A 23,742-nucleotide genomic window follows, 5' to 3' on the forward strand; every position below is an offset into this window, starting at 1 on the left:
AATATTCCCGTTGTAGAAATTATCCGCAAATAGCGGAGTTAGCGCTGATCAACTATTTTTGCGCCAGCCACACTTTTTTTGAGGATTATTACAGCTCGGACGAGTGCCCTTTGCATGAAAAAATGTTAAAATTGACGGCAGTCAATAATCATCGAGCGTACATATTATGATCCCGGAAAAACGCAGCATTCGACGTATTCAGTCTGGCGGTTGTGCCATCCATTGCCAGGATTGCAGTATCAGCCAGTTGTGTATTCCCTTCACGCTGAACGAACACGAACTGGATCAGCTGGATAATATTATTGAACGCAAAAAGCCCATTCAAAAAGGCCAGACGTTGTTCAAAGCCGGTGATGAATTGAAATCGTTGTATGCCATTCGCTCGGGCACCATCAAAAGCTACACCATCACCGAACAGGGTGACGAGCAAATTACGGGTTTCCATCTGGCAGGTGATTTGGTCGGTTTTGACGCCATTGTTAGCGCCCATCATCCCAGCTTTGCGCAAGCGCTGGAAACCGCGATGGTGTGCGAAATCCCGTTCGAAACCCTGGATGACCTCTCCGGTAAAATGCCCGCACTGCGTCAGCAGATGATGCGTCTGATGAGTGGTGAGATCAAAGGCGATCAGGACATGATTCTGTTGCTGTCCAAGAAGAATGCTGAGGAGCGTCTCGCCGCCTTTATCTGGAACCTGTCGCGCCGTTTTGGTCAACGTGGTTTCTCCCAACGTGAGTTCCGCTTAACCATGACGCGTGGCGATATTGGTAACTATCTGGGACTAACCGTAGAAACCATCAGCCGTTTACTCGGTCGTTTCCAGAAAAGTGGCATGCTGGCGGTAAAAGGCAAATATATCACTATCGAAAACCACTCAATGCTGGCAGAACTTGCTGGTCAGACTGAGCAAGCCGCCTGATACTCAGCCGGATCAATAATTGTTATTTTATTGATCCGGCAACAACTTTTTCCTTTCAGCACTGTCATAACTTAGGCTATCTTTAACCCAACTTGCTTTGGTTTTGAGGAGATTGCCCTATGTCCCGGTACCAAAATATTCTGGTCGCGATTGACGCACAACAGGATGATCAACCCGCGCTGCGGCGTGCGGTTTATCTCAATCAACGTATCGGCGGAAAAATCAAAGCTTTCCTGCCTATCTATGATTTCTCCTACGAAATGACCACCCTGCTGTCGCCGGATGAGCGCGCCAACATGCGTAAAGGTGTGATCAGCCAGCGTACCGAATGGATCCGCGAGCAGGCCCACGCTTATCTGGAGGCGGGCGTTGATATTGAAATTAAGGTTATCTGGCACAACCGTCCGTACGAAGCGATTATTCATGAGGTGATGACCCATCATCACGATTTGGTGCTGAAGATGGCGCATCAGCACGATCGTCTGGAAGCGGTAATTTTTACCCCCACCGACTGGCACCTGCTGCGTAAATGCCCTTGCCCGGTATGGATGGTAAAAGATCAGCCGTGGCCGGAAGGCGGTAAAGCGCTGGTGGCGGTGAACCTCGCCAGCGAAGAACCCCATCATGACGCTCTCAATCAAAAATTGATTCGCGAAACCACCCAGTTGGCCGAAATGGTCAACCATACCGAAGTGCATCTGGTCGGTGCTTACCCGATTACCCCAATCAATATCGCTATCGAACTGCCGGATTTTGACCCCAGCGTGTATAACGACGCCATTCGCGGTCAGCATCTGGTGGCGATGAAAGCGCTGCGGCAGAAGTTCTCGATTAGCGAAGAGTTTACCCACGTCGCGAAAGGTTTACCGGAAGAAGTCATCCCGGATATCGCCAGCCATCTTAGTGCCGGTATTGTGGTACTTGGCACCATCGGTCGCACCGGGTTGTCGGCGGCGTTCCTGGGAAATACAGCGGAACAGGTGATTGATCATCTGCGCTGCGATCTGTTGGCCATCAAACCTGATGACTTTAAATCGCCGATCGAGCTTGATGATGATGACGAAGAGGATGATGACGACTAACCTGCTGTGCTCGCTGGCAGAAAAAGCCGCGCGATAAATCGCGCAGCTACAGATAATGAAGGGCGACGGTATGTCGCCCTTTTTGTTTTATAACGCGCGCAGAATGCCTTCTACGCTGGCCTTCGCATCACCAAACAACATCTGGGTGTTGTCTTTGAAGAACAGCGGGTTCTGCACCCCGGCATAGCCGGTATTCATGGAACGCTTAAACACGATAACGTTCTGCGCTTTCCATACTTCCAGGACCGGCATACCCGCAATCGGGCTGCGCGGATCTTCCTGCGCGGCCGGGTTGACGGTGTCGTTCGCGCCGATAACCAGTACGGTGTCGGTATCGCTGAAATCATCGTTGATTTCATCCATCTCCAGCACCACGTCGTACGGTACTTTCGCTTCCGCCAGCAGCACGTTCATATGACCAGGCAGACGCCCTGCCACCGGGTGGATACCGAAACGTACCTTGATGCCGCGCGCGCGCAGTTTCTCGGTGATTTCCGCCACCGGATACTGCGCCTGCGCCACTGCCATGCCGTAGCCTGGGGTGATGATCACCGAAGATGACGCTTTCAGCAGTTCAGCGGTTTCTTCTGCGTTGATTTCGCGGTGTTCACCGGCTTCTTCGCTTTCACCACCGACGCTGGTGTCAGTACCAAAACCACCGGCAATCACGCTAATAAAGGAACGGTTCATCGCCTTACACATGATGTACGACAGGATGGCACCGCTCGACCCCACTAACGCACCGGTGACGATCAGCAGATCGTTGCTCAGCATAAAACCGGCGGCTGCGGCTGCCCAGCCTGAGTAGGAGTTCAGCATCGACACCACGACCGGCATATCGGCACCACCGATAGAAGCCACCAGATGCCAGCCAAACGCCAGCGCAATCACGGTCATCAGCAACAGCGCGAACACCTGTGCGCCGGTACTTTCGGTACGAACAAACCACACCAGCAGCAGGAACGATACCACCAACGCCAGCAGGTTAAGCTTATGACGATGCGGCAGCATCAGCGGGCGAGATGAAATCTTACCGCGCAGCTTACCAAAGGCGACAATCGAACCGGTGAAGGTCACCGCACCGATAAAGATACCGAGGAACACTTCGGTCAGATGGATATTTTCCATCACCGCCGACAGACCCGGTGCGTGGTCGAGGTAGCTGTTGAAGCCCACCAGTACCGCCGCCAGACCCACGAAGCTGTGCAGAATCGCCACCAGCTCCGGCATCTCGGTCATCTCGACTTTCTTCGCCAGACGTACGCCAATCGCACCACCGATCACCATCGCCAGCAGGATCCACGCAACGTTGCCGCTGTTGGGGCCAAAGATCGTAGCGAGCAGCGCAATCGCCATCCCGCTCATACCAAAAATGTTACCCTGCTTTGACGTCTCGTGTTTCGAGAGACCTGCAAGGCTGAAAATAAACAGAATCGCGGCAACAATGTATGCTGCAGTGACTAATCCGCCAGACATGTTGTTACCCCTTAATTCTTACGAAACATTTTCAGCATGCGCTGGGTGACGGTAAAGCCACCAAAGATGTTGATACTGGCGATCAGCACCGCGATAAACGCCAGCAGCGTAACCCAACCACCGTGGCCCATCTGCAACACCGCACCAACCACGATAATGCCGGAAATCGCATTGGTGACCGACATCAACGGCGTGTGCAGCGCATGGCTGACATTCCACACCACGTAGTAACCCACCACGCAGGAGAGCGCAAACACGGTAAAGTGCGACAGGAACTCCGGTGGCGCTACATTCGCCAGGCAGGCGAACAACACCACGGCCAGCGCCAGCAGCACCAACTTACGCCACGGTGACGCCGGTTTCTGCTCGACTTTCTCTTTCGGCGCGACGGCAGCCGGTGCCGCTTTTGGCGCAGCAGATACCTGAATCGGCGGAGCCGGCCAGGTGACTTCGCCTTCACGGATGACGGTGACACCACGAATCACCACGTCTTCGAAATCAACGGTGATTTGACCGTCTTTCTCTTTACACAGCAGCTTCAGCAGGTTCACCAGGTTGGTGCCGTACAACTGGGATGACTGGGTCGGCAGACGGCTTGGCAGATCGGTATAACCGATGATCTTCACGCCGTTTTCGGTCAGTGTGACTTTATCCGCCACGGTCAACTCGCAGTTACCGCCGGTTTGTGCCGCGAGATCGACGATCACGCTACCCGGTTTCATGCTGGCGACCATCTCTTTGGTGATCAGTTTCGGTGCCGGACGGCCAGGGATCAGGGCGGTGGTGACAATGATGTCGACCTCTTTCGCCTGATTAGCAAACAGCTCCATCTCTGCCTTAATAAAGGCTTCTGACATCACTTTAGCGTAACCGTCGCCGCTGCCCGCTTCTTCCTCGAAGTCCAGCTCAAGGAACTCGGCGCCCATACTCTGCACCTGTTCCTTCACTTCCGGACGGGTATCAAAGGCACGCACGATAGCGCCAAGACTGCCCGCCGCACCGATCGCAGCCAGACCCGCCACGCCTGCACCAATCACCATCACTTTGGCGGGCGGCACTTTACCTGCGGCGGTGATCTGTCCGGTAAAGAAGCGGCCAAATTCGTGGGCGGCTTCAACGATAGCGCGATAGCCCGCAATATTCGCCATGGAGCTGAGTGCGTCCAGTGCCTGAGCACGCGAAATACGCGGTACTGAATCCATTGCCATTACGGTCACGTTACGTGCCGCGAGTTTCTCCAGCAGCGCCGGGTTCTGCGCAGGCCAGATAAAGCTCACCAGCGTGCTACCTGCACGCGTCAGGGCAATCTCGTCATCATCAGGTGCATTCACTTTCAGCACGATATCAGACTGCCACACCGCGTCGGTGTTGCTGATGGTCGCGCCTGCGGCAACAAAACTGTCATCATCGAAGCTGGCCCGAATACCTGCGCCCTGCTCGATGGTTACGCTGAATCCCAGCTTGATCAGTTGCTCAACGGTTTTCGGCGTGGCAGCCACGCGCGATTCGTTGGCTAACCGCTCTTTGGGTATCCCAATTAACATACTGTTTCCTTTCATCGGTTAAAGGATGAGGGTCTGTAAGCGGCACAAGCTCATGCAACTGAAACAATGTTTCAGCTACTTATGAGCGAAATGCGCAATGTAACAAAGTCTTTATAACCTACTGAAAATATGAATAGCGATCCACAGCGATAATGCATACTTATGACATTCACACAAATATTCAGAAGCAAAGATTGATTGCCGCGTTTTGCCACTAGATTTCGGCCATAATAAAAAATTATATGCTGAGCAAAATCGTGTCACGGCGAATTAAGTGTTATTAAAAACCTTTATTTAACAATGCTTTAACTATTACGGTACTAAGTATTACCAGATTTAGTGGTAACGCGCACAAAAAAACGCCATAGCAGATAGTGATGACAACCAAATGAATAATTCGGGATGATTGTCAATTCAGGCCGCATAAATTGGCTGAGACAGGCTGATTATTACATGCAATAATCAGCGGCTAATCTGTTATACATCAAGAGTCCAGCACGTTTTCGTACTCATTTTTGCGTAAGGCGAAGGATCATTTTTATGAAGCTGAAGAACACCATTCTGGCGTCCACCTTGTTATCTCTGCTGGCAGCCAATGCGTTTGCTGCGCAGGAACTGACGCCGGAAAAAGCGGCCGCGTTGAAGCCATTCGAACGTATTAATATCACCGGCCGTTTCAACGCCATTGGCGACGCTGCTGACGCTGTCTCAAAACGTGCAGACGAATTGGGCGCAGCCTCTTTTTATATCCAGGGCATCAACGATGCCACCGGTAACAGTGGTAACTGGCGTGTGACGGCTGACCTGTATCATGCCGATGCCCCAGAAGCGTCCAAAACGACGGAATACCTGACCTACAACGGCGTTAAAGCGCTGCCGAAAGCGGAAGCCTACCGTCTGGAACCGTTCGATACCGTTTCCGTCAGCGGCTTCTTTTCCAGCCAGCCGGACGTCAACGACGCCATTTCGAAAGCGGCCAAAGAGAAAGGTGCGGCTTCCTTCTTTATTATTCGTCAAATTGACGCCAACAACGGTGGCAACCAGTACGTGACGGCCTATGTCTACAAGGCCGATGCCAAAGAACGTAAGGTACAAAGCCCGAACCTGATTCCGGCCGATTCTGAAGCCGGTAAAGCTGCGCTGGCAGCCGGTGGCGCAGAAGCGAAGAAAGTGGAGATCCCGGGTGTTGCTTCATCAGAAACGCCAAGCAACAGTGTAGGTCGTTTCTTTGAAACCCAATCCTCCACCGGCCAGCGCTATACCGTCACCCTGCCAAACGGCACCAAAATTCAGGAAGTGAATGCCATCACGGCGGCACAAATGCAGCCGTTTGATACCGTGACCTTTACCGGCCACTTCGGTTCACCGACTGAGATCTCTGAAGAAGTGGCAAAACGCGCCGCGGATAAAGGGGCGAAGTTCTACCATGTCACCCGTCAGTGGCAGAACCAGAGCGGCGGTAACCTGACCGTCACGGCTGATCTGTTCAAGTAATCTCCCTACAGGGCGGCACCCGTCGCCCTGCTATTTGCATAAATGCTGAGCATCTCTGCATCATCATGCATTGCCTTCCCGTGTTGCACTCCGTAGAATCTGCCGCCTGATTTTCAGGGTATTCCGTGTTAACGACGGCAATTCGTCGCATTAATCTCCAGCGGAATCGTTTTTACCCAGCAGACTCTGCTGTTCAGGAATGGCGTTTTGGATAAAAAATTAGGTCTTAGCGCGCTCACCGCGCTGGTGCTCAGTTCAATGCTCGGCGCAGGGGTATTTAGCCTGCCACAAAATATGGCCGCAGTTGCCGGTCCTGCGGCATTGCTGATTGGCTGGTTAATCACCGGCGTCGGAATTCTGTTGCTCTCACTGGCGATGCTGTTTCTGACGCGTCTGCAACCGGAGCTGGATGGCGGCATCTTCGCCTATGCGCGTGCCGGATTTGGTGAGTTGATGGGCTTCTGCTCTGCGTGGGGCTACTGGCTGTGCGCAGTGATAGCCAACGTCTCCTATCTGGTGATTGTTTTTTCCGCCCTGAGTTTTTTCACTGACAGTCCGGGTCATGTGGTCTTTGGTGACGGCAACACCTGGCAGGCGATGCTCGGTGCATCGGTGCTGTTGTGGCTGGTCCACGCCCTGGTGCTGCGCGGGGTGCAGACGGCAGCCAGCATCAATCTGTTGGCAACTCTGGGTAAACTGGTGCCGTTGCTGCTGTTTGTGGTGCTGGCCGTGCTGGCGTTTAACCTCGACCGTTTCCGTCTCGATTTCACTGGCGTTGCCCTGGGCAAACCGCTGTGGGAACAAGTAAAGCAGACCATGCTGATTACCTTGTGGGTATTTATCGGCGTGGAAGGTGCAGTGGTGGTGTCAGCTCGCGCCCGCCATAAGAAAGATGTCGGACGCGCCACCCTGCTGGCAGTGCTGGCGGCGCTGCTGGTGTATCTGCTGGTGACGTTGCTGTCGCTTGGCGTGGTGCCGCGTGCCGAACTGGCGCAGATGCGCAATCCCTCGATGGCGGGCTTAATGCAGCATCTGATCGGCCACTGGGGTGACGCGGTGATTGCCATCGGGTTGATTATCTCGGTGTGCGGCGCTTATCTGAGCTGGACCATTATGGCAGCCGAAGTGCCGTTCCTCGCGGCGCAGCAAGGGGCCTTCCCGCGCAGCATCGCCCGCCAGAATCGCCACAACGCGCCTGCGGCATCGCTATGGCTCACCAACGCTAGCGTTCAGGTCTGTCTGATTCTGATTGCCGTCACCGGCGCCGATTACAATACCTTGCTGACCATCGCGTCCGAGATGATCCTCGTGCCCTATCTGCTGGTTGGCCTTTACCTGATCAAGGTGGTACGCGGCCAGCAGAAACCGTTATTGATGCTGACCGGCATCGGTGCCAGCCTGTATGGCATCTGGCTGCTGTACGCCTCTGGTCCACTGCATCTGCTGCTTTCGGTGGTGCTGTACGCGCCGGGTGTGTTGCTGTTTCTCTATGCGCGCCGTGGCGGCCGTGCCAGCAACGCGCTGTCACAGCTGGAACGTATCGCGATTATGATGTTGATGGCCGCGTCCCTGCCCGCCGTGTGGCAGCTGGCGAATTAATGCGGCTTGCCGGGAATGGTGACACACAGCAGGTCGCCCTGCTGTGTCAGGTTGAGCGGCTTACGGTATTCATGATGGATAGCGTCAAGCTGCTCCGTCGACAGCGGATAAGGTAACTGGATATCAAAGCGGCTGATGTGCTGCTGTTCAGCAAGGGTAATCAGGCGAGCAATGTTAATCTCGTCACTGACCTGGGTTGAAATGATTTGTAATGCTAATTCTTTCAGATGGTCATCGCTGGCCTGTAAACTGTGCGCTGATTTACGGGTGACCATGCCGAAAATTGGCAACACTCCATAGATAGCATCGACGAAGCTCCAGCGTTTTTTACACGAGGCGGAAAGGAAATCACTGTAATTGAAGCAGATGCGGTCACTGTATCCGGCTGAAGCCAGCTCTTTATCAGACACCCTCGCACTCCTCCTGTTTTTCATTACGGTTCCGAACCTTGCGCTACAACGCGTCGGTAATAATGGCACATTTCACCGTGCGGATACCAGAGAGCAAAGGATATTTCGTGCTGTAGCATAGAGCTGAAAGGCCGAAAAAGCTATGCTGCTGTCCATACTCACCAGTCGCAGTGGATTATGAACAAGATTGTATATGTGGAAGATGAACCGGAAGTCGGCGAACTGATTGCCGCCTACCTTGGGCGTCATGATATTGACGTGATCGTGGAAACGCGCGGCGATCGCGCTGAAGCCACCATTGCCGCTGCGGATCCTGACCTGGTGATGCTGGATATCATGTTACCAGGGAAAGACGGTATGACCCTGTGTCGCGACTTACGCGCCAGCTGGCAAGGACCGATTGTGTTGCTGACCTCGCTGGATAGCGATATGAACCACATTCTGGCGCTGGAAATGGGTGCCAACGACTATATTCTCAAAACCACCCCACCCGCTGTGCTGCTGGCACGTCTGCGTCTTCATTTACGCCAGGCGCACATCGGCCAGCCGGAAATCGCACCGGCGGTCCAAAGCTCGCAAAAAGTGTTGCGTTTTGGCTCGCTGACCATCGATGCGCTGAATCGTCAGGTCACGCTGTTTGATGAAAACATCACCCTGTCGACCGCTGATTTCGATCTGCTGTGGGAGCTGGCGAACCACGCCGGACAGATCCTCAATCGCGATGCGCTGTTACAAACCCTGCGTGGCGTCAGCTATGACGGGATGGATCGCAGCATTGATGTGGCAATTTCGCGCCTGCGCAAAAAATTGTACGACAGCGCAACCGAGCCGTTTCGCATCAAAACCATCCGTAACAAAGGTTATCTGTTCGCGCCGCAGGCCTGGGATACCCGAACCGCATGAGAAAGCTCTTTATCCAGTTCTATCTGCTGCTGTTTGTCTGTTTTCTGGTGATGACCCTGCTGGTTGGGCTGGTGTACAAATTCACGGCCGAACGCGCCGGACGCCAGTCGATGAACGATTTAATGGCCAGCTCACTGTTTCTGATGCGCAGCGAGTTGCGCGAGATCCCGCCACATGACTGGAACAAAACCATTCGTAGCCTCGATCTCAACCTCTCGTTTGACCTGCACATCGAGCCAATGAGTAAATATGAACTTGATGAGCTGAATATGAAGCGGTTGCGCGCGGGGGAAATCGTCGCGCTCGACGATCAATACACCTTCCTGCAACACATCCCGCGCAGCCACTATGTATTGTCGGTCGGCCCGATCCCTTATCTGTTTTATCTGCACCAGATGCGCCTGCTGGATATCGCGTTGCTGGCGTTTATCGGCATGTCGCTGGCATTGCCGGTGTTTATCTGGATGCGCCCGCACTGGAAAGAGATGCTGCGGCTGGAAAAAGCTGCGCAGCGCTTCGGCCGCGGCGAGCTGGACGTACGTACCCATTTCGACAGCACCTCCAGCCTGTTCCGCCTCGGCGTGGCTTTCAACCAGATGGCTGATAACATCAACACGCTGGTCGCCAGCAAAAAGCAGCTGATTGACGGCATCGCCCACGAATTACGCACCCCGCTGGTACGCCTGCGTTACCGCCTGGAGATGAGCGAAAACCTCAGCGAAAGCGAATCTGCCGCGCTTAATCGTGACATCGGGCAGCTGGAGAGTCTAATTGAAGAGTTGCTCACCTATGCACGTCTCGACCGCCCTCGGGTCGACCTGAGCCTGAAATCGTTCGATCTTGCTGAATGGCTGCGGCTGCATATTGAAGATGTACAGGCGATCAATCCACAGGCGCAAATCGATCTCGACATTCCGCAACGTGAAAACTACGGCGTTGCCGACACCCGTTTGATGGAACGCGTACTGGATAACCTGGTCAACAATGCGCTGCGCTACGCCCAGTCACGGTTGCGTGTCAGCCTGTGGTTTGACGGCAGCGTTGGTTGTTTGCAGGTGGAGGATGATGGCCCCGGCATCCCGCAGGAAGAACGCGAACGCGTGTTTGAACCCTTTGTACGACTCGATCCCAGCCGCGATCGCGCCACCGGGGGTTGTGGTCTGGGGCTGGCGATTGTCCACTCCATCGCGCTGGCGTTGCAGGGCAACGTCACCATTGAAAGCAGCCCGCTGGGCGGAGCCAGCGTTCGCTTTTGCTGGCCGGTTGACTTACCGTTGCGGGAAATCCCCTCGCGCTTAACTTAACAAGGAGTTTGCCTGTGTCCTCAGCTTATCAGGAACTTAGCCGCACTTTTCTGCGCCTGTCTCGTTTTGGTCATTTAGGTGCCATTGCTGGCGTAGATATGCAAACCGCCATGCCAGCCGGAGGCAGCCGTGCCCGGGGCGAAGCGATGGCGGAACTGAGCGTGTTTATGCACGAACTGCTGACCGATAAACGCCTTGGTGGCCTGTTCGCGGCGGCGCAGCAGGAGTCGCTCAACGATGTTGAGCAGGCAAACCTGACGGAAATGCAGCGTGCCTGGCAGCAGGCTACCCTGCTGCCCGCCTCGTTGGTGGAAGCCAAGTCTCTCGCGGGATCACGCTGCGAACATGCCTGGCGTACCCAGCGTCCGGCCAACGACTGGCAAGGTTTCTCCGCCAATCTGAAGGAAGTGGTGAAATTAAGCCGCGAAGAAGCCCAACTGCGCGCCGAAGCGTCCGGTAACTCGCGCTACGATGCCCTGCTGGATGTGTTCGAACCGGGGATGACCAGCGCCCAACTCGACCAGACGTTTGGTGATTTAAAAAGCTGGCTGCCGGATCTGCTGCAAAAGGTGGTGGCAAAGCAACAGCATCAGACCACCCTCGCCCCGGTTGGTCCCTTTGCCATTGAGGCACAAAAGCAGCTCGGCCTGAGCCTGATGGCGACGCTGGGCTTCGATTTTAATCATGGCCGCCTCGACGTCAGCGCTCACCCGTTTTGTGGCGGGGTACCCGAAGATGTCCGTATCACTACGCGCTACAACGAGAATGACTTCCTCAGCGCCATGATGGGGGTGATCCACGAAACCGGTCATGCCCGTTATGAGCAAAACCTGCCGCAGCAGTGGCGCGGCCAGCCGGTCGCGCTTGCACGCTCCACGGCGATGCATGAATCGCAGAGCCTGTTTATGGAGATGCAACTTGGACGCAGCCGCGAGTTTCTCCAGCATATCCAGCCGCAGGTTATTGCCCTGATGGGTGATCAACCTGCCCTGAGCAGTGAAAACTTTATTCGGCTGACCCAACGCGTGAAACCTGGTTTCATTCGCGTCGATGCCGATGAACTGAGCTATCCGGCGCATGTCATCCTGCGTTACGAAATCGAACGCGCATTGATTGAAGGCGAAATTGAAGTTGATGACATTCCTGCGCTGTGGGACGAAAAGATGCAGCAATCTCTGGGTATCGACACCCGTGGTAATTACCGCGACGGTTGCATGCAGGATATTCACTGGACAGACGGTGCCTTTGGCTACTTCCCGACTTACACCCTGGGCGCAATGTATGCCGCTCAACTGTTCCAGGCGGTTAAACGCGCGCTTCCACAGATTAGCGAGCTGATTCAGCACGGCGAGCTGCAACCGGTGTTTGACTGGCTGCAACAAAACATCTGGCAACACGGCAGTCGTTTCCCCACCCAACAGTTACTGGTGAACGCCACCGGAGAAACCTTAAATCCGGCCTATTTCCGTCAGCATCTTGAACAACGTTACCTGACTGATTAAACTGCGCGGCGTTTTCGTAGCGGCGCGATTCATCGCGCCTTTTTCGCCGTATAAAAACCCACGCGATAAATCGCGCCGCCACCTTTGTACATTCCGTTACACGCCGATACCAATCCCTCACGGAAAGAACTGTTGCGATTACATATAGTCATTTCACCGGCCCCGCAGTGGGCTACACATGAAAAAATAGTTCGAGGAATTTGCAATGAAAAAATTATTTGCGCTGGTGATCGCCGCTGCTATGGGTCTGTCTTCTGTAGCTTTCGCAGCTGAAACCACTGCTACTCCGGCTCCGGCTGCTGCTGCAACCACTACTGCTGCACCGGTTAAGCACAAAGCAACTACGCACAAACACAAGAAAGCCGCTGCTCAGAAAGCTCAGGCTGCCAAGAAGCACAAAAAAGTAGCTAAGAAAGCCCCGGCTGCACAGAAAGCTCAGGCTGCTAAAAAGCACCACAAAAAAGCAACCAAACCAGCTGCACAGAAAGCCCAGGCTGCTAAAAAGCACCACAAAAAAGCAACCAAACCGGCTGCACAGAAAGCCCAGGCTGCTAAAAAGCACCACAAAAAAGTAACTAAACCTGCTGCACAGAAAGCTCAGGCTGCTAAAAAGCACCACAAAAAAGCGACCAAAAAAGCCGCTAAATAAGGTTGCCTTCGCGCGCCCGACCTTGCATTAATGATTGAAAACACCCGGTTCTGCCGGGTGTTTGTTTACTGGAGTAGCGGAATATGGTGCGTCGCTATCGCTTCGAAATCATTTTGATTGTGGTGATCCTGTGCGGCATTGTCGCAGCCAGTTTTTTTATTTAGTCGTTGTAGCGTGCTGATTATTCCAATATTTCTCCCTTTTTTACCGCTCTCCGACTATAGTTATCGCTCAAGCGTGATGACAAAAACCTCTACTTATTCTCGCCATTGAGAGAACTATGCGCCTGGCTATCCTGTTATTTGTTGGTATTTTCAGCTTTAACCTCGCAGCACATGCCGATGATGAAGACGGGCCAAGCCCTGATGACATCAAAACCCTGTTCTTTGGCAAGGATCACCGCAAAGCGATCAGCGATGTCAGCGCTGCCCCCTGGGACGCCATTGGTCAACTGGAGACCGAAAGTGGCAACCTGTGCACCGCGACGCTGATCTCTGCCCATCTGGCGCTCACCGCCGGTCATTGCCTGCTCACCCCGCCCGGTAAGTTCGACAAACCGGTGGCGTTGCGTTTTATGGCAGGCAGCAAGGGCTGGCGTTATGAAATCCATGATATCGACGCCCGCGTCGAACCGTCGCTGGCGCGTAAGTTAAAAGCCGATGGCGAAGGCTGGATCGTCCCGCCTGACGCCGCCCCTTATGATTACGGTCTGGTGATTCTGCACAATCCACCCTCGGCGATTACCCCGATTCCCTTGTTTGATGGATCACGCGGCGATTTAACCGATGCGTTGAAAGCCACCGGTCGTAAAGTGACACAGGCGGGTTACCCGGAAGATCATCTGGATACGCTGTATTCACACAGCGATTGCCTGGTGACTGGCTGGGCGCAACGCGCGGTGCTATCGCATCAATGCGATACCCTGCCCGGCGACAGCGGTTCACCGTTGTTGCTGAAGAAAGATGATGGCTGGCAGCTGATTGCGGTACAAAGCTCGGCACCTGCCCCGGCCGACCGTTATCGTGCGGATAACCGTGCGATTGCCGTCACCTCGTTCCGGGACAAGCTGGAAGCATTAGCGCAATAGCATTGCGCTAATGCCCCGTATCGGCGCGATAAATCGCGCCGATACGAAGGTCATCCCATCTGCTCCATAGTCTGCACAATACGCTTATCCGAAATCGGATAAGGGGTGCCCAGTTGCTGAGCAAAGTAGCTGATACGTAATTCTTCCAGCATCCAGCGAATCGCCAGCACCTCTGCATCGTCCTGACGTTGCGGCGGCAGCTTGTTACGCCAGCTCTGCCACGCCTGCTCCACCGCCTGCACTTTCAACATCCGCGCCCGATCGCTGTGCGGGTCCACCGGCAGCTTCTCCAGACGGCGTTCGATGCCCTGCAAATAGCGTAAGGTATCCGCCAGCCGCTGCCAGCCATTGCTGGTGACGAAACCACGGTATACCAGGCCATTCATCTGATTTTTGATATCAGCCAACGCCAGCGCCAGCGACATATCCACCCGGCCCTTCAGGCGTTTGTTGATATTGAATACGCAGGTCAGAATCTGCTCCACCTGCTTCGCGATGGTGACCACCGTTTCATTCAGTTCGGCACGCACTTTGTCACGTAGCTGCTCGAAATTCTCCTGCTGCCACGCCGGACCACCGGCTTCACCCATCAGCTTATCCACGCCACAGGCGATGCAGTCATCAATCAAATCCAGCACTTTGCCGTACGGGTTAAAGTACAGACCGAGCTTGGCTTTGTTCGGCAGCTTCTCATGCAGATATTTGATCGGTGACGGGATATTGAGCAGCAGCAAACGCCGCTGACCGCGCCACATCATCTTTTGTTGTTCCTGTTCGCTGTCGAACAGGCGGATGGCAACGCTGTCTTTTTCATCCACCAGCGCAGGCCAGGCTTTGACCTGATAACTGCCCCGCTTCTGTTCATAGCTTTGTGGCAAATCACCAAAGCTCCAGATATGCAGGCCGCTCTGCTCCAGCCCATCATCCGCCACTTTCGACAGGGTTTCCTGTACTTTGCCTTTCAGCGCCTGCTTCAACTGATGCAGGTCCTTGCCTTCCTGCAACTTACGGTTGTGTTCGTCAACCACGCGGAACGTCATTTTCAGGTGATCGGGCACCTGATCCCACTGCCAGGCTTCGCGGTCAATGGTGACACCGGTCATGCGGCGGAACTCACGCTCCAGCGCATCCAGCAACGGCAGCTCCAGCGCCGTAACGCGTCCAAGGAAGGCCTCAGCATAGTTCGGGGCGGGCACCAGATTACGTCGAACCGGTTTCGGTAATGACTTAATCAACGCAATCACCAGCTCGCGGCGTACGCCCGGGATCTGCCACTCAAAGCCACCTTCCTCCACCTGATTGAGTAGCGGCAGCGGAATATGCACCGTCACCCCGTCAGCATCTGCGCCCGGTTCAAACTGGTAACTGAGTTTCAGCTTCAGGTTGCCCTGATGCCAGAAATTCGGGTAATCGAGTTGGCTGACCTTTTCCGCGCCATCTTTGATCAGCATCTGCTTATCAAAACTGAGCAAATCCGCGTTTTCTTTGCTGGCCTTTTTCCACCAACTGTCAAAATGGCGCGCGGAAACCACCTCGCTGCCGATACGTCGGTCGTAGAAAGCAAACAAGGTTTCATCATCAACCAGGATGTCACGGCGGCGTGATTTATGTTCCAGGTCTTCCACTTCGCTACGCAGTTTTTGGTTGCTGCGGAAGAAGGCGTGACGGTTCTGCCAGTCCCCCTCCACCAGCGCGTGACGGATAAACAATTCACGGCTTAGCTGCGGATCAATCTGGCCGTAGTTGACCTTGCGCGCCTGTACAATCGGCAAACCGTACAGCGTCACTTTTTCACTGGCCATTACCGCACCCTGGGCTTTTTCCCAGTGCGGTTCGCTGTAGCTGCGCTTCAGCAAATGCTGCGCCAGTGGTTCGATCCATTCAGGATCGATGCGTGCCGCAATGCGTCCCCACAGACGGCTGGTTTCCACCAGCTCCGCCACCACGGTCCACTTGGGCGGCTTCTTAAACAGCCCGGAACCGGGGAAGATGGAGAAGCGGGCGTTGCGTGCGCCGGTAAACTCTTGTTTTTCTGCGTCTTTCTGCCCGATATGTGATAGCAAGCCCGTAAGCAACGCGCAGTGTACTTCTCGATAAGGCGCAGGTTCGCTGTTGACCGGCATACCTTGTTCACGCACCACCTGACGCAACTGGGTATAGATATCCTGCCATTCACGCACACGCAGATAGTTGAGATAGTCGCTTTTACACTGGCGACGGAACTGATTGCCCGACAGCGCCTTTTGTTGTTCCTGGAGATAGTTCCACAAATTAACGAAAGCGAGAAAATCTGACTCTTTGTCAGCAAATCGCCGATGTTTTTCGTCTGATGCCTGCTGTTTCTCCACCGGACGCTCTCGCGGATCCTGAATCGACAACGCAGCGGTGATGATCATCGCTTCACGTACGCAGCCAAATTTCTGCGCTTCCAGCACCATGCGCGCCAGACGCGGATCGACCGGCAGCAACGCCAGTTGCCGTCCTGATGCCGTCAGTTTGTAGTGACCATCCTCATTGACGGTGATCGCCCCCAGCTCCTCCAGCAGACGCACCCCGTCCTGGATATTGCGCTTATCCGGTGCTTCGACAAACGGGAAGGCAGCGATATCGCCCAGCCCGAGCGCAGTCATCTGCAAAATAACCGACGCGAGGTTGGTACGCAGAATCTCCGGGTCGGTAAACTCAGGACGGCTGAGGAAATCGTCTTCTGAGTAGAGACGAATACAGATACCTTCCGAGACGCGACCACAGCGGCCTTTACGCTGATTAGCCGATGCCTGGGAAACCGGCTCAATCGGCAGGCGCTGCACTTTGGTGCGGTAGCTGTAGCGGCTGATACGTGCCGTGCCGGGGTCGATAACGTACTTAATACCCGGCACGGTCAGTGAGGTTTCCGCCACGTTGGTCGCCAGCACGATGCGGCGTCCACTGTGCGACTGGAACACCCGGTTCTGTTCGGCATTCGACAATCGCGCGTACAGCGGCAGAATCTCGGTATGCGGCAAATCGCGTTTCATCAGCGCATCGGCGGTATCGCGAATTTCGCGTTCACCACTCATAAAGATCAGGATATCACCCCGACTTTCCTGTCCCAGTTCATCCACCGCATCGAAAATCGCCTGAAGCTGGTCACGATCGGTATCCTCGGCTTCTTCAACCACAGGACGATAACGCACCTCCACCGGGAAAGTGCGCCCGGAGACTTCAATCACCGGCGCATTGTGAAAATGGCGTGAAAAGCGCTGAGGATCGATGGTCGCCGAGGTGATGATCACCTTCAAATCGGGACGGCGTGGCAGCAATTCGCGCAGATAACCGAGCAGAAAATCGATGTTCAGGCTACGTTCATGCGCTTCATCGATGATGATGGTGTCATATTGCAACAACAGGCGGTCCTGCTGGATTTCTGCCAGCAAAATACCGTCAGTCATCAGCTTCACCTGGGTGGTGTCGCTGACCTGATCATTAAAACGCACCTTGTAGCCGATGCAGCCACCGAGTGACGTCTCCAGTTCATCCGCGATGCGGTTCGCTACGGTGCGCGCCGCCAGACGGCGGGGTTGCGTATGACCAATCAACCCTTTAACCCCACGGCCCAGCGCCAGACAAATCTTCGGTAACTGCGTGGTTTTCCCCGAACCCGTTTCACCGGCAACGATCACCACCTGATGGTCGCGAATCGCTTCAGCGATCGCCTGCTGCTTCTGGCTGACCGGTAGATTTTCCGGAAAGGTAATGCGCGGCGTAGCCGCCATACGTTGCGCCACGCGCTGCTCCGCGAGGGTGAACTCGGCGGCCAGATCGGTCGCAATCCCCTGTTGTGCTTCAGGATTTTTTACTTTTGTCGCGCCCTGGAGTCGCCGTTGTAACCGTTGGCGATCGCGTAACATCAGGTTATCAAGTCGCGTCCAGAGCGGCGCTAAAGGAGAAGTAACGGATGATGACATAGTAATGAGTTACCTGTTGTGGCAGGGCAACCGGTGCGCTGCCGGCCGAAAATCACGGCGGATTCAATCAATTAATGGACGGCATCATAGCATAATTTGCCCCTGCCGCCCTGACCGCGCGTGCGGCCTTATTCAATAAATTCGAACATAGCTCTCGAAATATTGCGCTTTTCACCGCAGGGGGATCTCCGTAGAGTGTAACGCATTGAGCGGTAAGCCTTCCGCGTAACAAACAGGAAAACACCATGAGCAAAGTATTAGTTCTGAAATCCAGCATCCTCGCCGGTTACTCTCAGTCCAACCAACTGGCTGATTTCTATGTTGAACAGGCACAGAGCAAAGGTGATACCGTCACCGTTCGTGACCTGGCCGCGAATCCGATCCCGGTTCTGGACGGTGAGCTGGTGGGTGCGCTGCGTCCGTCTGACGCACCGCTGTCTCCGCGTCAACAAGAAGCGCTGGCTCTGTCAGACGAACTGATTGCTGAACTGCAAGCTCATGACGTCGTAGTTATCGCTGCGCCGATGTACAACTTCAACATCCCGACTCAGCTGAAAAACTACTTCGACCTGATTGCCCGTGCTGGCGTAACTTTCCGTTACACCGAAGCAGGCCCGGAAGGTCTGGTGAAAGGTAAACGTGCAGTGATTCTGTCCAGCCGTGGCGGCATCCACAAAGATACCCCGACTGACCTGCTGACGCCGTACGTTAAGCTGTTCCTCGGCTTCATCGGCATCACTGATGTGAACTTCGTGTTCGCAGAAGGTATCGCTTACGGTCCGGAAGTGGCGACCAAAGCGGCCAGCGATGCGAAAGACGCGATCAAAGAGATTGTTGCTGCGTAATCTTTAAAAAGAATGCTATCTTTTTGCCGGGCCTGAGTGCCCGGTTTTTTTTGCTATTTGCGCAACCATTGTCCATTGATGCCCTGCACATATTCGCCAGCACCGGCACGATCCACCAGTTTTTCCCCGGCAATGCGTGCCACCTCACTGCTGGTGAGATTGTTCTGCTGCGCCACGCGTTGATATTGCTGGCTGCGTCCCTCATTGATACGTTTCACCAGCGCCAGGGTTTCACTGTCCTGCTGACGCGCCGCAATATAACCGCTCAGGGTTTCGCCGACGCGCCCCTGCTGACGTGCCTGATCAAGCGTCAGTGCCCAGGCGGAAGGTACCAACAGCATCGCCAGCAACCACGCGATTCCTTTTTGTTTCATCGCTGCCCTCCTCAAAATAAACCGCTCTGATTTTTCAGCAGCGCTTCCACATCTTTATCGACCTTGATGTGGATTTCATGCTCGATTTTCACATTCATATTGATGGTGATTGGCTCTTTCGGCGCAGCAACTTCAATGCGCGGCACACAGCCGATCAGCGGCAGCCCGGCTGCCAGCACCAGTAATGCCCTCAGGCTCATGGTTGGGGATCCTTCTTGGATGGCAGGGTGGCGTTTTGCTCCACCCAGGATTGCAAATTATCGCCAAAGCGCAGGCTGCGCCACAGCTGGAACAGGTTTTCCTGATGACGGTAGTTAAGATTGACCGACTGCCGCCGGTTGCTGAACTGGCTGGTGCCCTTTACCTCAGATTGCAGGGTCAGATTGCCAAAGTTATCCAGATCCAGCGTGGCCCATGAGCGGGAGATCTCCATATAGCGCAGCCAGTCCATCGCCGCGCCTGCGGCAATGTTGTTTGTGGTGATGGCATCGGCCATATCTTTATCCATGCGAAACGTCAGTGGTCCCCCATTGGCAATCCAGCCTTTTTCAATCAGCCAGCGCGGATTGTTGACCCACAGCGGCAGCTCGCCATTCACCTTGCCGGACATGGCAAATTGCTTTGGTTTGATGGCGGTGATCAGGCGGCTGAGATCAATGTCACGCAGAGAAATCAGCGCCGCTTCGTGCTGTGGCAGGCGCAGATCTGGCAGGCTGACATGCCCGCCCAGCAGGTCAAGATTGACGTTAGATAGCCGCAACGGCTGACGTTCCTGCCACGGATAATGCCCCTGTAAATCGGCAGTGATGTTCTGCAAGGCAAACTGGTTTTTTATTTCAGCAATGCGCAAAGAAACCGGCCCACGTCGTCCCAACTGCCACTGGTCGGCCTTCAGTCGAAACGGCAGCGAGAAATCGATGCCGTTGATTTCGCTATCCGGCATCCAGACGCTGCCATTTTTCACTGTCCAGTGACCACCCGCCTCGAAACCTTGATCGGTAGCGGCGGAGAAAGCCACCTGTGCCTGGAGTTGACCAGACTGAATGCGCATCTTCAAATCGCTACTGAGCAACGGCTGAAATACCGCCAGTGATTGTGCTGGCCACCAGGCCTGGCCGCGCAGACGCGCACCATCCCAACGACCATTCACCCGCAACGGACCGATCTCACCCGCCTTAAGCTGGCCGTGCCAGATAAACTGACTGGGGTCGCTGCCTTTGGCCGCAAACTCAAGCTCTGACGGCGGCAGCCAGCCGCCATAGCTGAAATGCGTCTGGCCGGATTTCAACACAAAGCCACCAGCAAAGCTGGGTTGCTGCGCATCGCGCTGCCAGCGTACCGGTGCGGTCAGGGTCAAACGCGGTTTGCTCACCTGCGCCATACCATATGCCAGTTGGTCAAATCCGGTGTCCAGCGTATCCAGGCTAATCAGGGTATCCTGCCAACTGCCGGTCCCTTTGACATCCCATTTAGCGTTGAGCGGCTGCATCATGCCATCGCCCCAGTAGCGCCAGTTCCAGCGTCCACTGTCCGGCCAGAATTGCGTGGCGCGCCCGTCGAGGTGCAGCCGCAAACGGCCAAAACTGGGGTCGTGCGCTTGCAGAATCGCCTGCAAACGTCCGTTGATCCCCTCGCTGCTCAGGGTCACGCCCGCCAGCGGCCAGCGCGCCTCATCCACCTCCAGCGTTGACAACAACCGACCACGCAGGCGCAACAAGGCACCCGGTTTCAACACCAGCTGCGGATCGGTCAGCATCCCCTGCAACTCGCCGGGGATGGCGCCATATAATTGCAACCGGGCGAATTTGCTTTCGCCAGTAAGCTGGAATGGCAAGGCGCTGTTATTCAGGCTGAGCGTCCCTGGCCCGACACTCAACACCAGGTTGCCCTTGCCCCCTTTGCCTTGTGTCAGCAGGTTAAATCGTCCCTGAACCTGGGTGTGATCCAGTCCCTGCTGCCAGTCGGTTAAGGTCAATGCCAGACCGCCCGACAGCGGCTGATCGGGCTGTGGCCAGCGCCAGTGTCCCTGGGTAATACGAATGTGTTGTTGATCGACCTGCCACGGTAGTTGCAGCAACGGCTGATCGTCGCCCTGCTGACTCACGGTTAGCGTCCCTTGCTGCTGCTGCCAGTTCAGCGCCAGCCGCAGTGGCTGCGGCCATTGGCTCAGACTTGCATCCCCCGTTAACTCACCCGCGACCGGAAGGCCGTCGGCAAAGGTGGGCAGCGTCAGCGTACCCTGGAGATCCAGTGGTTTGGGGAGCAACGGTTGCGTTAGCGTCAACCGCGAGAGTTGCAGTTGTTGTCCTTGCAGACGGGCGTCAACGGTAAGATTCTCGCCCTGATAACGCAGTTGCTGCGCGGTTTTATCCAGGGTGAGATCAAACTGCCCGGCATATTGCTGCCACGGCAGCAACACCAGTTGGTCAAGGTGGATATCCGCGCCGGGCAGCAATGCCTGCCACTGCGCCAGCGTACGTGGCGCATCGTTCGGGGTGGTGTTTTGCGGCAGCGATTGCAGGCAGTTGCTGTCGAGTTGTACCTGGCGGGCGTGCAGTTGCCAGCGATGCTGGTGCCAACCGAGGATGGCATCGCTGACTTTCGCCAGCTCACAATCACCCGCCAGGTAACGCACTGCCGGGAAATAGAGGCCACCCTGCTGCCAGCCTGGCGCGCCGTTCAGCTCCACGCGGGTATCTTCCGGCAGCCAGATGCCTGCCAGCCGGGGTAACCATTGCGTCACCGTCAGCAGCAGTCCCAGTAGCAGCAGTATCAGCGCCAGTAGCGCAGCAAGTGTTCGGCGAAGGCCCCGCGTCATGGCAGCTAACGTTCCTGTTCCTTACAAAATCCTGACGAAGATGATGGCATGTTATACCGGGTAAATGAAGGTTTTACCCGGTGGCATGCGATCATTGCGCGCTGTTTCGACCAGAAAACGTTATCCTGTCCTCTGCCAACATGCCATTTTTCAGGAGCGAAACAATGAAAGTTGCGGTTTACAGTACCAAACAGTATGACCAGAAGTATCTTGAACATGTTAACGCCAGCTATGGATTCGAGTTGGTGTTCTTCGACTTTCTGCTGACGGAAACCACAGCCAAGAACGCCGTAGGCTGTGATGCGGTGTGCATCTTCGTGAATGATGATGGCGGCAAAGTGGTGCTGGAGGAGTTGGCTGCGCTGGGCGTGAAATATATCGCGCTACGCTGTGCCGGTTTTAATAACGTCGATCTGGACGCTGCTGCCGCTCTCGGTTTGCAGGTGGTGCGTGTTCCCGCCTATTCGCCAGAAGCCGTTGCGGAACATGCAGTTGGCCTGATGATGACGCTCAACCGGCGTATCCATCGCGCTTATCAACGTACGCGTGATGCGAACTTCTCGCTGGATGGCTTAACCGGCTTCAATATGCACGGTAAAACTGCCGGGATCGTCGGCACCGGCAAGATTGGCGTGGCGGCGATGCGTATTCTGAAAGGGTTTGGTATGCGCCTGCTGGCGTTTGATCCCTATCCCAGCGCCCAGGCACTGGAATTGGGAGCCGAATATGTTGATCTAAAAACCCTGCTGTCACAATCGGATGTCATCACCCTGCACTGCCCGCTGACGCCAGAAAACCACCATCTGCTGAATGCCGCGGCCTTCAGCCAGATGAAAGATGGCGTGATGATTATCAACACCAGCCGTGGCGGCTTGATTGATTCACAGGCAGCAATCGATGCGCTGAAGCAGCAGAAAATCGGTTCTCTGGGGATGGACGTGTATGAAAACGAACGCGATCTGTTCTTTGAAGATAAATCGAATGATGTCATTCAGGATGACGTGTTCCGTCGTCTCTCTGCCTGCCATAACGTGCTGTTTACCGGCCATCAGGCGTTTCTGACGGCGGAAGCATTGACCGCCATCTCCGAAACCACGTTAAACAATCTGGGTCAGCTGGAACGCGGTGAAACTTGCCCTAACCAGGTGAAAGCCTGACACCCGGCGCCTGCGTTAGCGGGCGCAGCTTCCACCGATCAGCGCCTGCTCATCGCAGCGACGGCCATTCGCCATCTGGCACATGCCGATGCGCGAACCATCTAACTGGCGTGAAAACGCCAGTGTTCCCCCGGCATTGGCACAGTTAGTTTCAGCCAATGACGACATCACCACCTGCGGTTGAATATGCGCAGCGGTCGCCTGTTGTGGCGGTTCATTATCACTATTGCTGCTGCAAGCGGAAAGTAACAGCGCAACACCGGCCAGCAGGAAGGAAGCGGCTTTCATCGATCAGGCTCCGGGCGGTTCGGGGGAAAAATTCGAACCAGCATATGTCAGGTGCAGCAAGGGGTCGAGAGGCGACACAGCTTTTTACAAAATTTTCTTTCACACTTTGCAACCAGAATTATCCTGATTACCCTTTTTTCACCTCTTATCCGCACCCGTCATGATGTAAAAAGCAGCAACCTTAGTCAGTGGTGCGACAAGCCACTGACATCACACGGATGAGAAAGTGATGCCTGCCCGCTTTGCTAGACTGAGATAATTAACCCCGGAAACTTTATGGCAATCCGTATCGCGCGATAAAGCATGACGTAATGTTTACGGGCATTCTCAGCGAAGCAAAGGAC

20 protein-coding genes are annotated in these 23,742 nt (G+C 54.9%); 12 read left to right on the top strand and 8 right to left on the bottom strand.

Annotated features, from left to right (window positions below; translation table 11 throughout):
• Nucleotides 1-166: 166 nt before the first annotated feature.
• The gene (fnr, locus tag CTZ24_RS10470) at nucleotides 167-919 is read left to right on the top strand and encodes a fumarate/nitrate reduction transcriptional regulator Fnr (protein ID WP_021183160.1); all 753 of its coding nucleotides are present in this window, start codon (nucleotides 167-169) and stop codon (nucleotides 917-919) included.
• Nucleotides 920-1,038: 119 nt separating this feature from the next.
• Nucleotides 1,039-2,001 carry a universal stress protein UspE gene (gene uspE / locus CTZ24_RS10475; RefSeq protein ID WP_021183159.1) on the top strand — a complete coding sequence of 321 codons (963 nt, stop codon included), beginning with the start codon at nucleotides 1,039-1,041 and terminating at the stop codon, nucleotides 1,999-2,001.
• A gap of 87 nt (nucleotides 2,002-2,088) precedes the next feature.
• Here the strand turns inward: uspE and pntB are convergent, their stop codons facing one another.
• Both pntB and pntA read right to left on the bottom strand, forming a co-directional pair.
• A complete protein-coding gene (gene pntB / locus CTZ24_RS10480) occupies nucleotides 2,089-3,477 on the bottom strand; it encodes a Re/Si-specific NAD(P)(+) transhydrogenase subunit beta (RefSeq protein ID WP_021183158.1) in 1,389 nt (462 codons plus the stop codon).
• Nucleotides 3,478-3,488: 11 nt separating this feature from the next.
• Nucleotides 3,489-5,021: a Re/Si-specific NAD(P)(+) transhydrogenase subunit alpha gene (gene pntA, locus CTZ24_RS10485; RefSeq protein ID WP_208723482.1), complete on the bottom strand. Its 1,533-nt coding sequence runs from the start codon at nucleotides 5,019-5,021 to the stop codon at nucleotides 3,489-3,491.
• 540 nt (nucleotides 5,022-5,561) lie between these two features.
• Here pntA and ydgH point away from each other — a divergent pair.
• Both ydgH and CTZ24_RS10495 read left to right on the top strand, forming a co-directional pair.
• Nucleotides 5,562-6,515, top strand: coding sequence for a DUF1471 family protein YdgH (gene ydgH, locus CTZ24_RS10490; RefSeq protein ID WP_208723483.1), 954 nt, complete (start codon nucleotides 5,562-5,564; stop codon nucleotides 6,513-6,515).
• 207 nt (nucleotides 6,516-6,722) lie between these two features.
• Nucleotides 6,723-8,114, top strand: coding sequence for a basic amino acid/polyamine antiporter (locus CTZ24_RS10495; RefSeq protein WP_021183155.1), 1,392 nt, complete (start codon nucleotides 6,723-6,725; stop codon nucleotides 8,112-8,114).
• Here the strand turns inward: CTZ24_RS10495 and CTZ24_RS10500 are convergent.
• On the bottom strand, nucleotides 8,111-8,524 hold the full coding sequence (locus CTZ24_RS10500) for a hypothetical protein (RefSeq protein ID WP_208723484.1): 414 nt from the start codon (nucleotides 8,522-8,524) through the stop codon (nucleotides 8,111-8,113). The two genes, CTZ24_RS10495 and CTZ24_RS10500, sit on opposite strands and share 4 nt — an antisense overlap.
• Before the next feature lie 177 nt (nucleotides 8,525-8,701).
• On the opposite strand from CTZ24_RS10500, the gene rstA reads away from it, so the two are divergent.
• From rstA to CTZ24_RS10525, 6 genes are all read left to right on the top strand, one after another.
• On the top strand, nucleotides 8,702-9,427 hold the full coding sequence (rstA, locus tag CTZ24_RS10505; protein WP_208723485.1) for a two-component system response regulator RstA: 726 nt from the start codon (nucleotides 8,702-8,704) through the stop codon (nucleotides 9,425-9,427).
• The gene (gene rstB / locus CTZ24_RS10510) at nucleotides 9,424-10,731 is read left to right on the top strand and encodes a two-component system sensor histidine kinase RstB (RefSeq protein ID WP_021183152.1); all 1,308 of its coding nucleotides are present in this window, start codon (nucleotides 9,424-9,426) and stop codon (nucleotides 10,729-10,731) included. The genes rstA and rstB overlap by 4 nt, the downstream gene beginning before the upstream one ends.
• A gap of 14 nt (nucleotides 10,732-10,745) precedes the next feature.
• Nucleotides 10,746-12,233 carry a carboxypeptidase M32 gene (locus CTZ24_RS10515; RefSeq protein ID WP_208723486.1) on the top strand — a complete coding sequence of 496 codons (1,488 nt, stop codon included), beginning with the start codon at nucleotides 10,746-10,748 and terminating at the stop codon, nucleotides 12,231-12,233.
• 205 nt (nucleotides 12,234-12,438) lie between these two features.
• Nucleotides 12,439-12,882: an acid resistance repetitive basic protein Asr gene (asr, locus tag CTZ24_RS10520; protein ID WP_021183150.1), complete on the top strand. Its 444-nt coding sequence runs from the start codon at nucleotides 12,439-12,441 to the stop codon at nucleotides 12,880-12,882.
• Nucleotides 12,883-12,965: 83 nt separating this feature from the next.
• The gene (gene ydgU / locus CTZ24_RS26975) at nucleotides 12,966-13,046 is read left to right on the top strand and encodes a small membrane protein YdgU (protein WP_462982560.1); all 81 of its coding nucleotides are present in this window, start codon (nucleotides 12,966-12,968) and stop codon (nucleotides 13,044-13,046) included.
• Between the two features lie 116 nt (nucleotides 13,047-13,162).
• Nucleotides 13,163-13,969, top strand: coding sequence for a trypsin-like serine peptidase (locus CTZ24_RS10525; protein WP_021183149.1), 807 nt, complete (start codon nucleotides 13,163-13,165; stop codon nucleotides 13,967-13,969).
• 50 nt (nucleotides 13,970-14,019) lie between these two features.
• Here CTZ24_RS10525 and hrpA read toward each other — a convergent pair whose 3' ends face one another.
• Nucleotides 14,020-17,916 carry an ATP-dependent RNA helicase HrpA gene (gene hrpA, locus CTZ24_RS10530; protein ID WP_208723487.1) on the bottom strand — a complete coding sequence of 1,299 codons (3,897 nt, stop codon included), beginning with the start codon at nucleotides 17,914-17,916 and terminating at the stop codon, nucleotides 14,020-14,022.
• A gap of 245 nt (nucleotides 17,917-18,161) precedes the next feature.
• On the opposite strand from hrpA, the gene azoR reads away from it, so the two are divergent.
• Nucleotides 18,162-18,761, top strand: a complete 600-nt coding sequence (gene azoR / locus CTZ24_RS10535; protein WP_021183147.1) for an FMN-dependent NADH-azoreductase — start codon at nucleotides 18,162-18,164, stop codon at nucleotides 18,759-18,761.
• Between the two features lie 53 nt (nucleotides 18,762-18,814).
• Here azoR and CTZ24_RS10540 read toward each other — a convergent pair whose 3' ends face one another.
• From CTZ24_RS10540 to CTZ24_RS10550, 3 genes are read right to left on the bottom strand one after another with little or no spacing between them, the layout of a single operon-like run.
• Nucleotides 18,815-19,135 carry a YdbL family probable chaperone protein gene (locus CTZ24_RS10540; RefSeq protein WP_208723488.1) on the bottom strand — a complete coding sequence of 107 codons (321 nt, stop codon included), beginning with the start codon at nucleotides 19,133-19,135 and terminating at the stop codon, nucleotides 18,815-18,817.
• An 11-nt stretch (nucleotides 19,136-19,146) separates the two neighbouring features.
• Entirely contained in the window at nucleotides 19,147-19,335 is a 189-nt protein-coding gene (locus CTZ24_RS10545; protein ID WP_013509194.1) for a YnbE family lipoprotein, read from the bottom strand.
• Complete coding sequence (locus tag CTZ24_RS10550) at nucleotides 19,332-21,953, bottom strand: YdbH family protein (RefSeq protein ID WP_208723489.1); 2,622 nt, start codon at nucleotides 21,951-21,953, stop codon at nucleotides 19,332-19,334. The genes CTZ24_RS10545 and CTZ24_RS10550 overlap by 4 nt, the downstream gene beginning before the upstream one ends.
• A gap of 164 nt (nucleotides 21,954-22,117) precedes the next feature.
• Between CTZ24_RS10550 and CTZ24_RS10555 the strand changes: the two genes are divergently transcribed.
• Nucleotides 22,118-23,110 (top strand): 2-hydroxyacid dehydrogenase, encoded by a 993-nt coding sequence (locus tag CTZ24_RS10555; protein WP_208723490.1) that lies wholly within the window; start codon nucleotides 22,118-22,120, stop codon nucleotides 23,108-23,110.
• 15 nt (nucleotides 23,111-23,125) lie between these two features.
• Here CTZ24_RS10555 and CTZ24_RS10560 read toward each other — a convergent pair whose 3' ends face one another.
• The gene (locus CTZ24_RS10560; protein WP_021183143.1) at nucleotides 23,126-23,398 is read right to left on the bottom strand and encodes a putative hemolysin; all 273 of its coding nucleotides are present in this window, start codon (nucleotides 23,396-23,398) and stop codon (nucleotides 23,126-23,128) included.
• Between the last annotated feature and the right edge of the window lie 344 nt (nucleotides 23,399-23,742).

Source organism: Pantoea phytobeneficialis, from assembly GCF_009728735.1.
GTDB classification, from domain to species: Bacteria; Pseudomonadota; Gammaproteobacteria; order Enterobacterales; family Enterobacteriaceae; genus Pantoea; species Pantoea phytobeneficialis.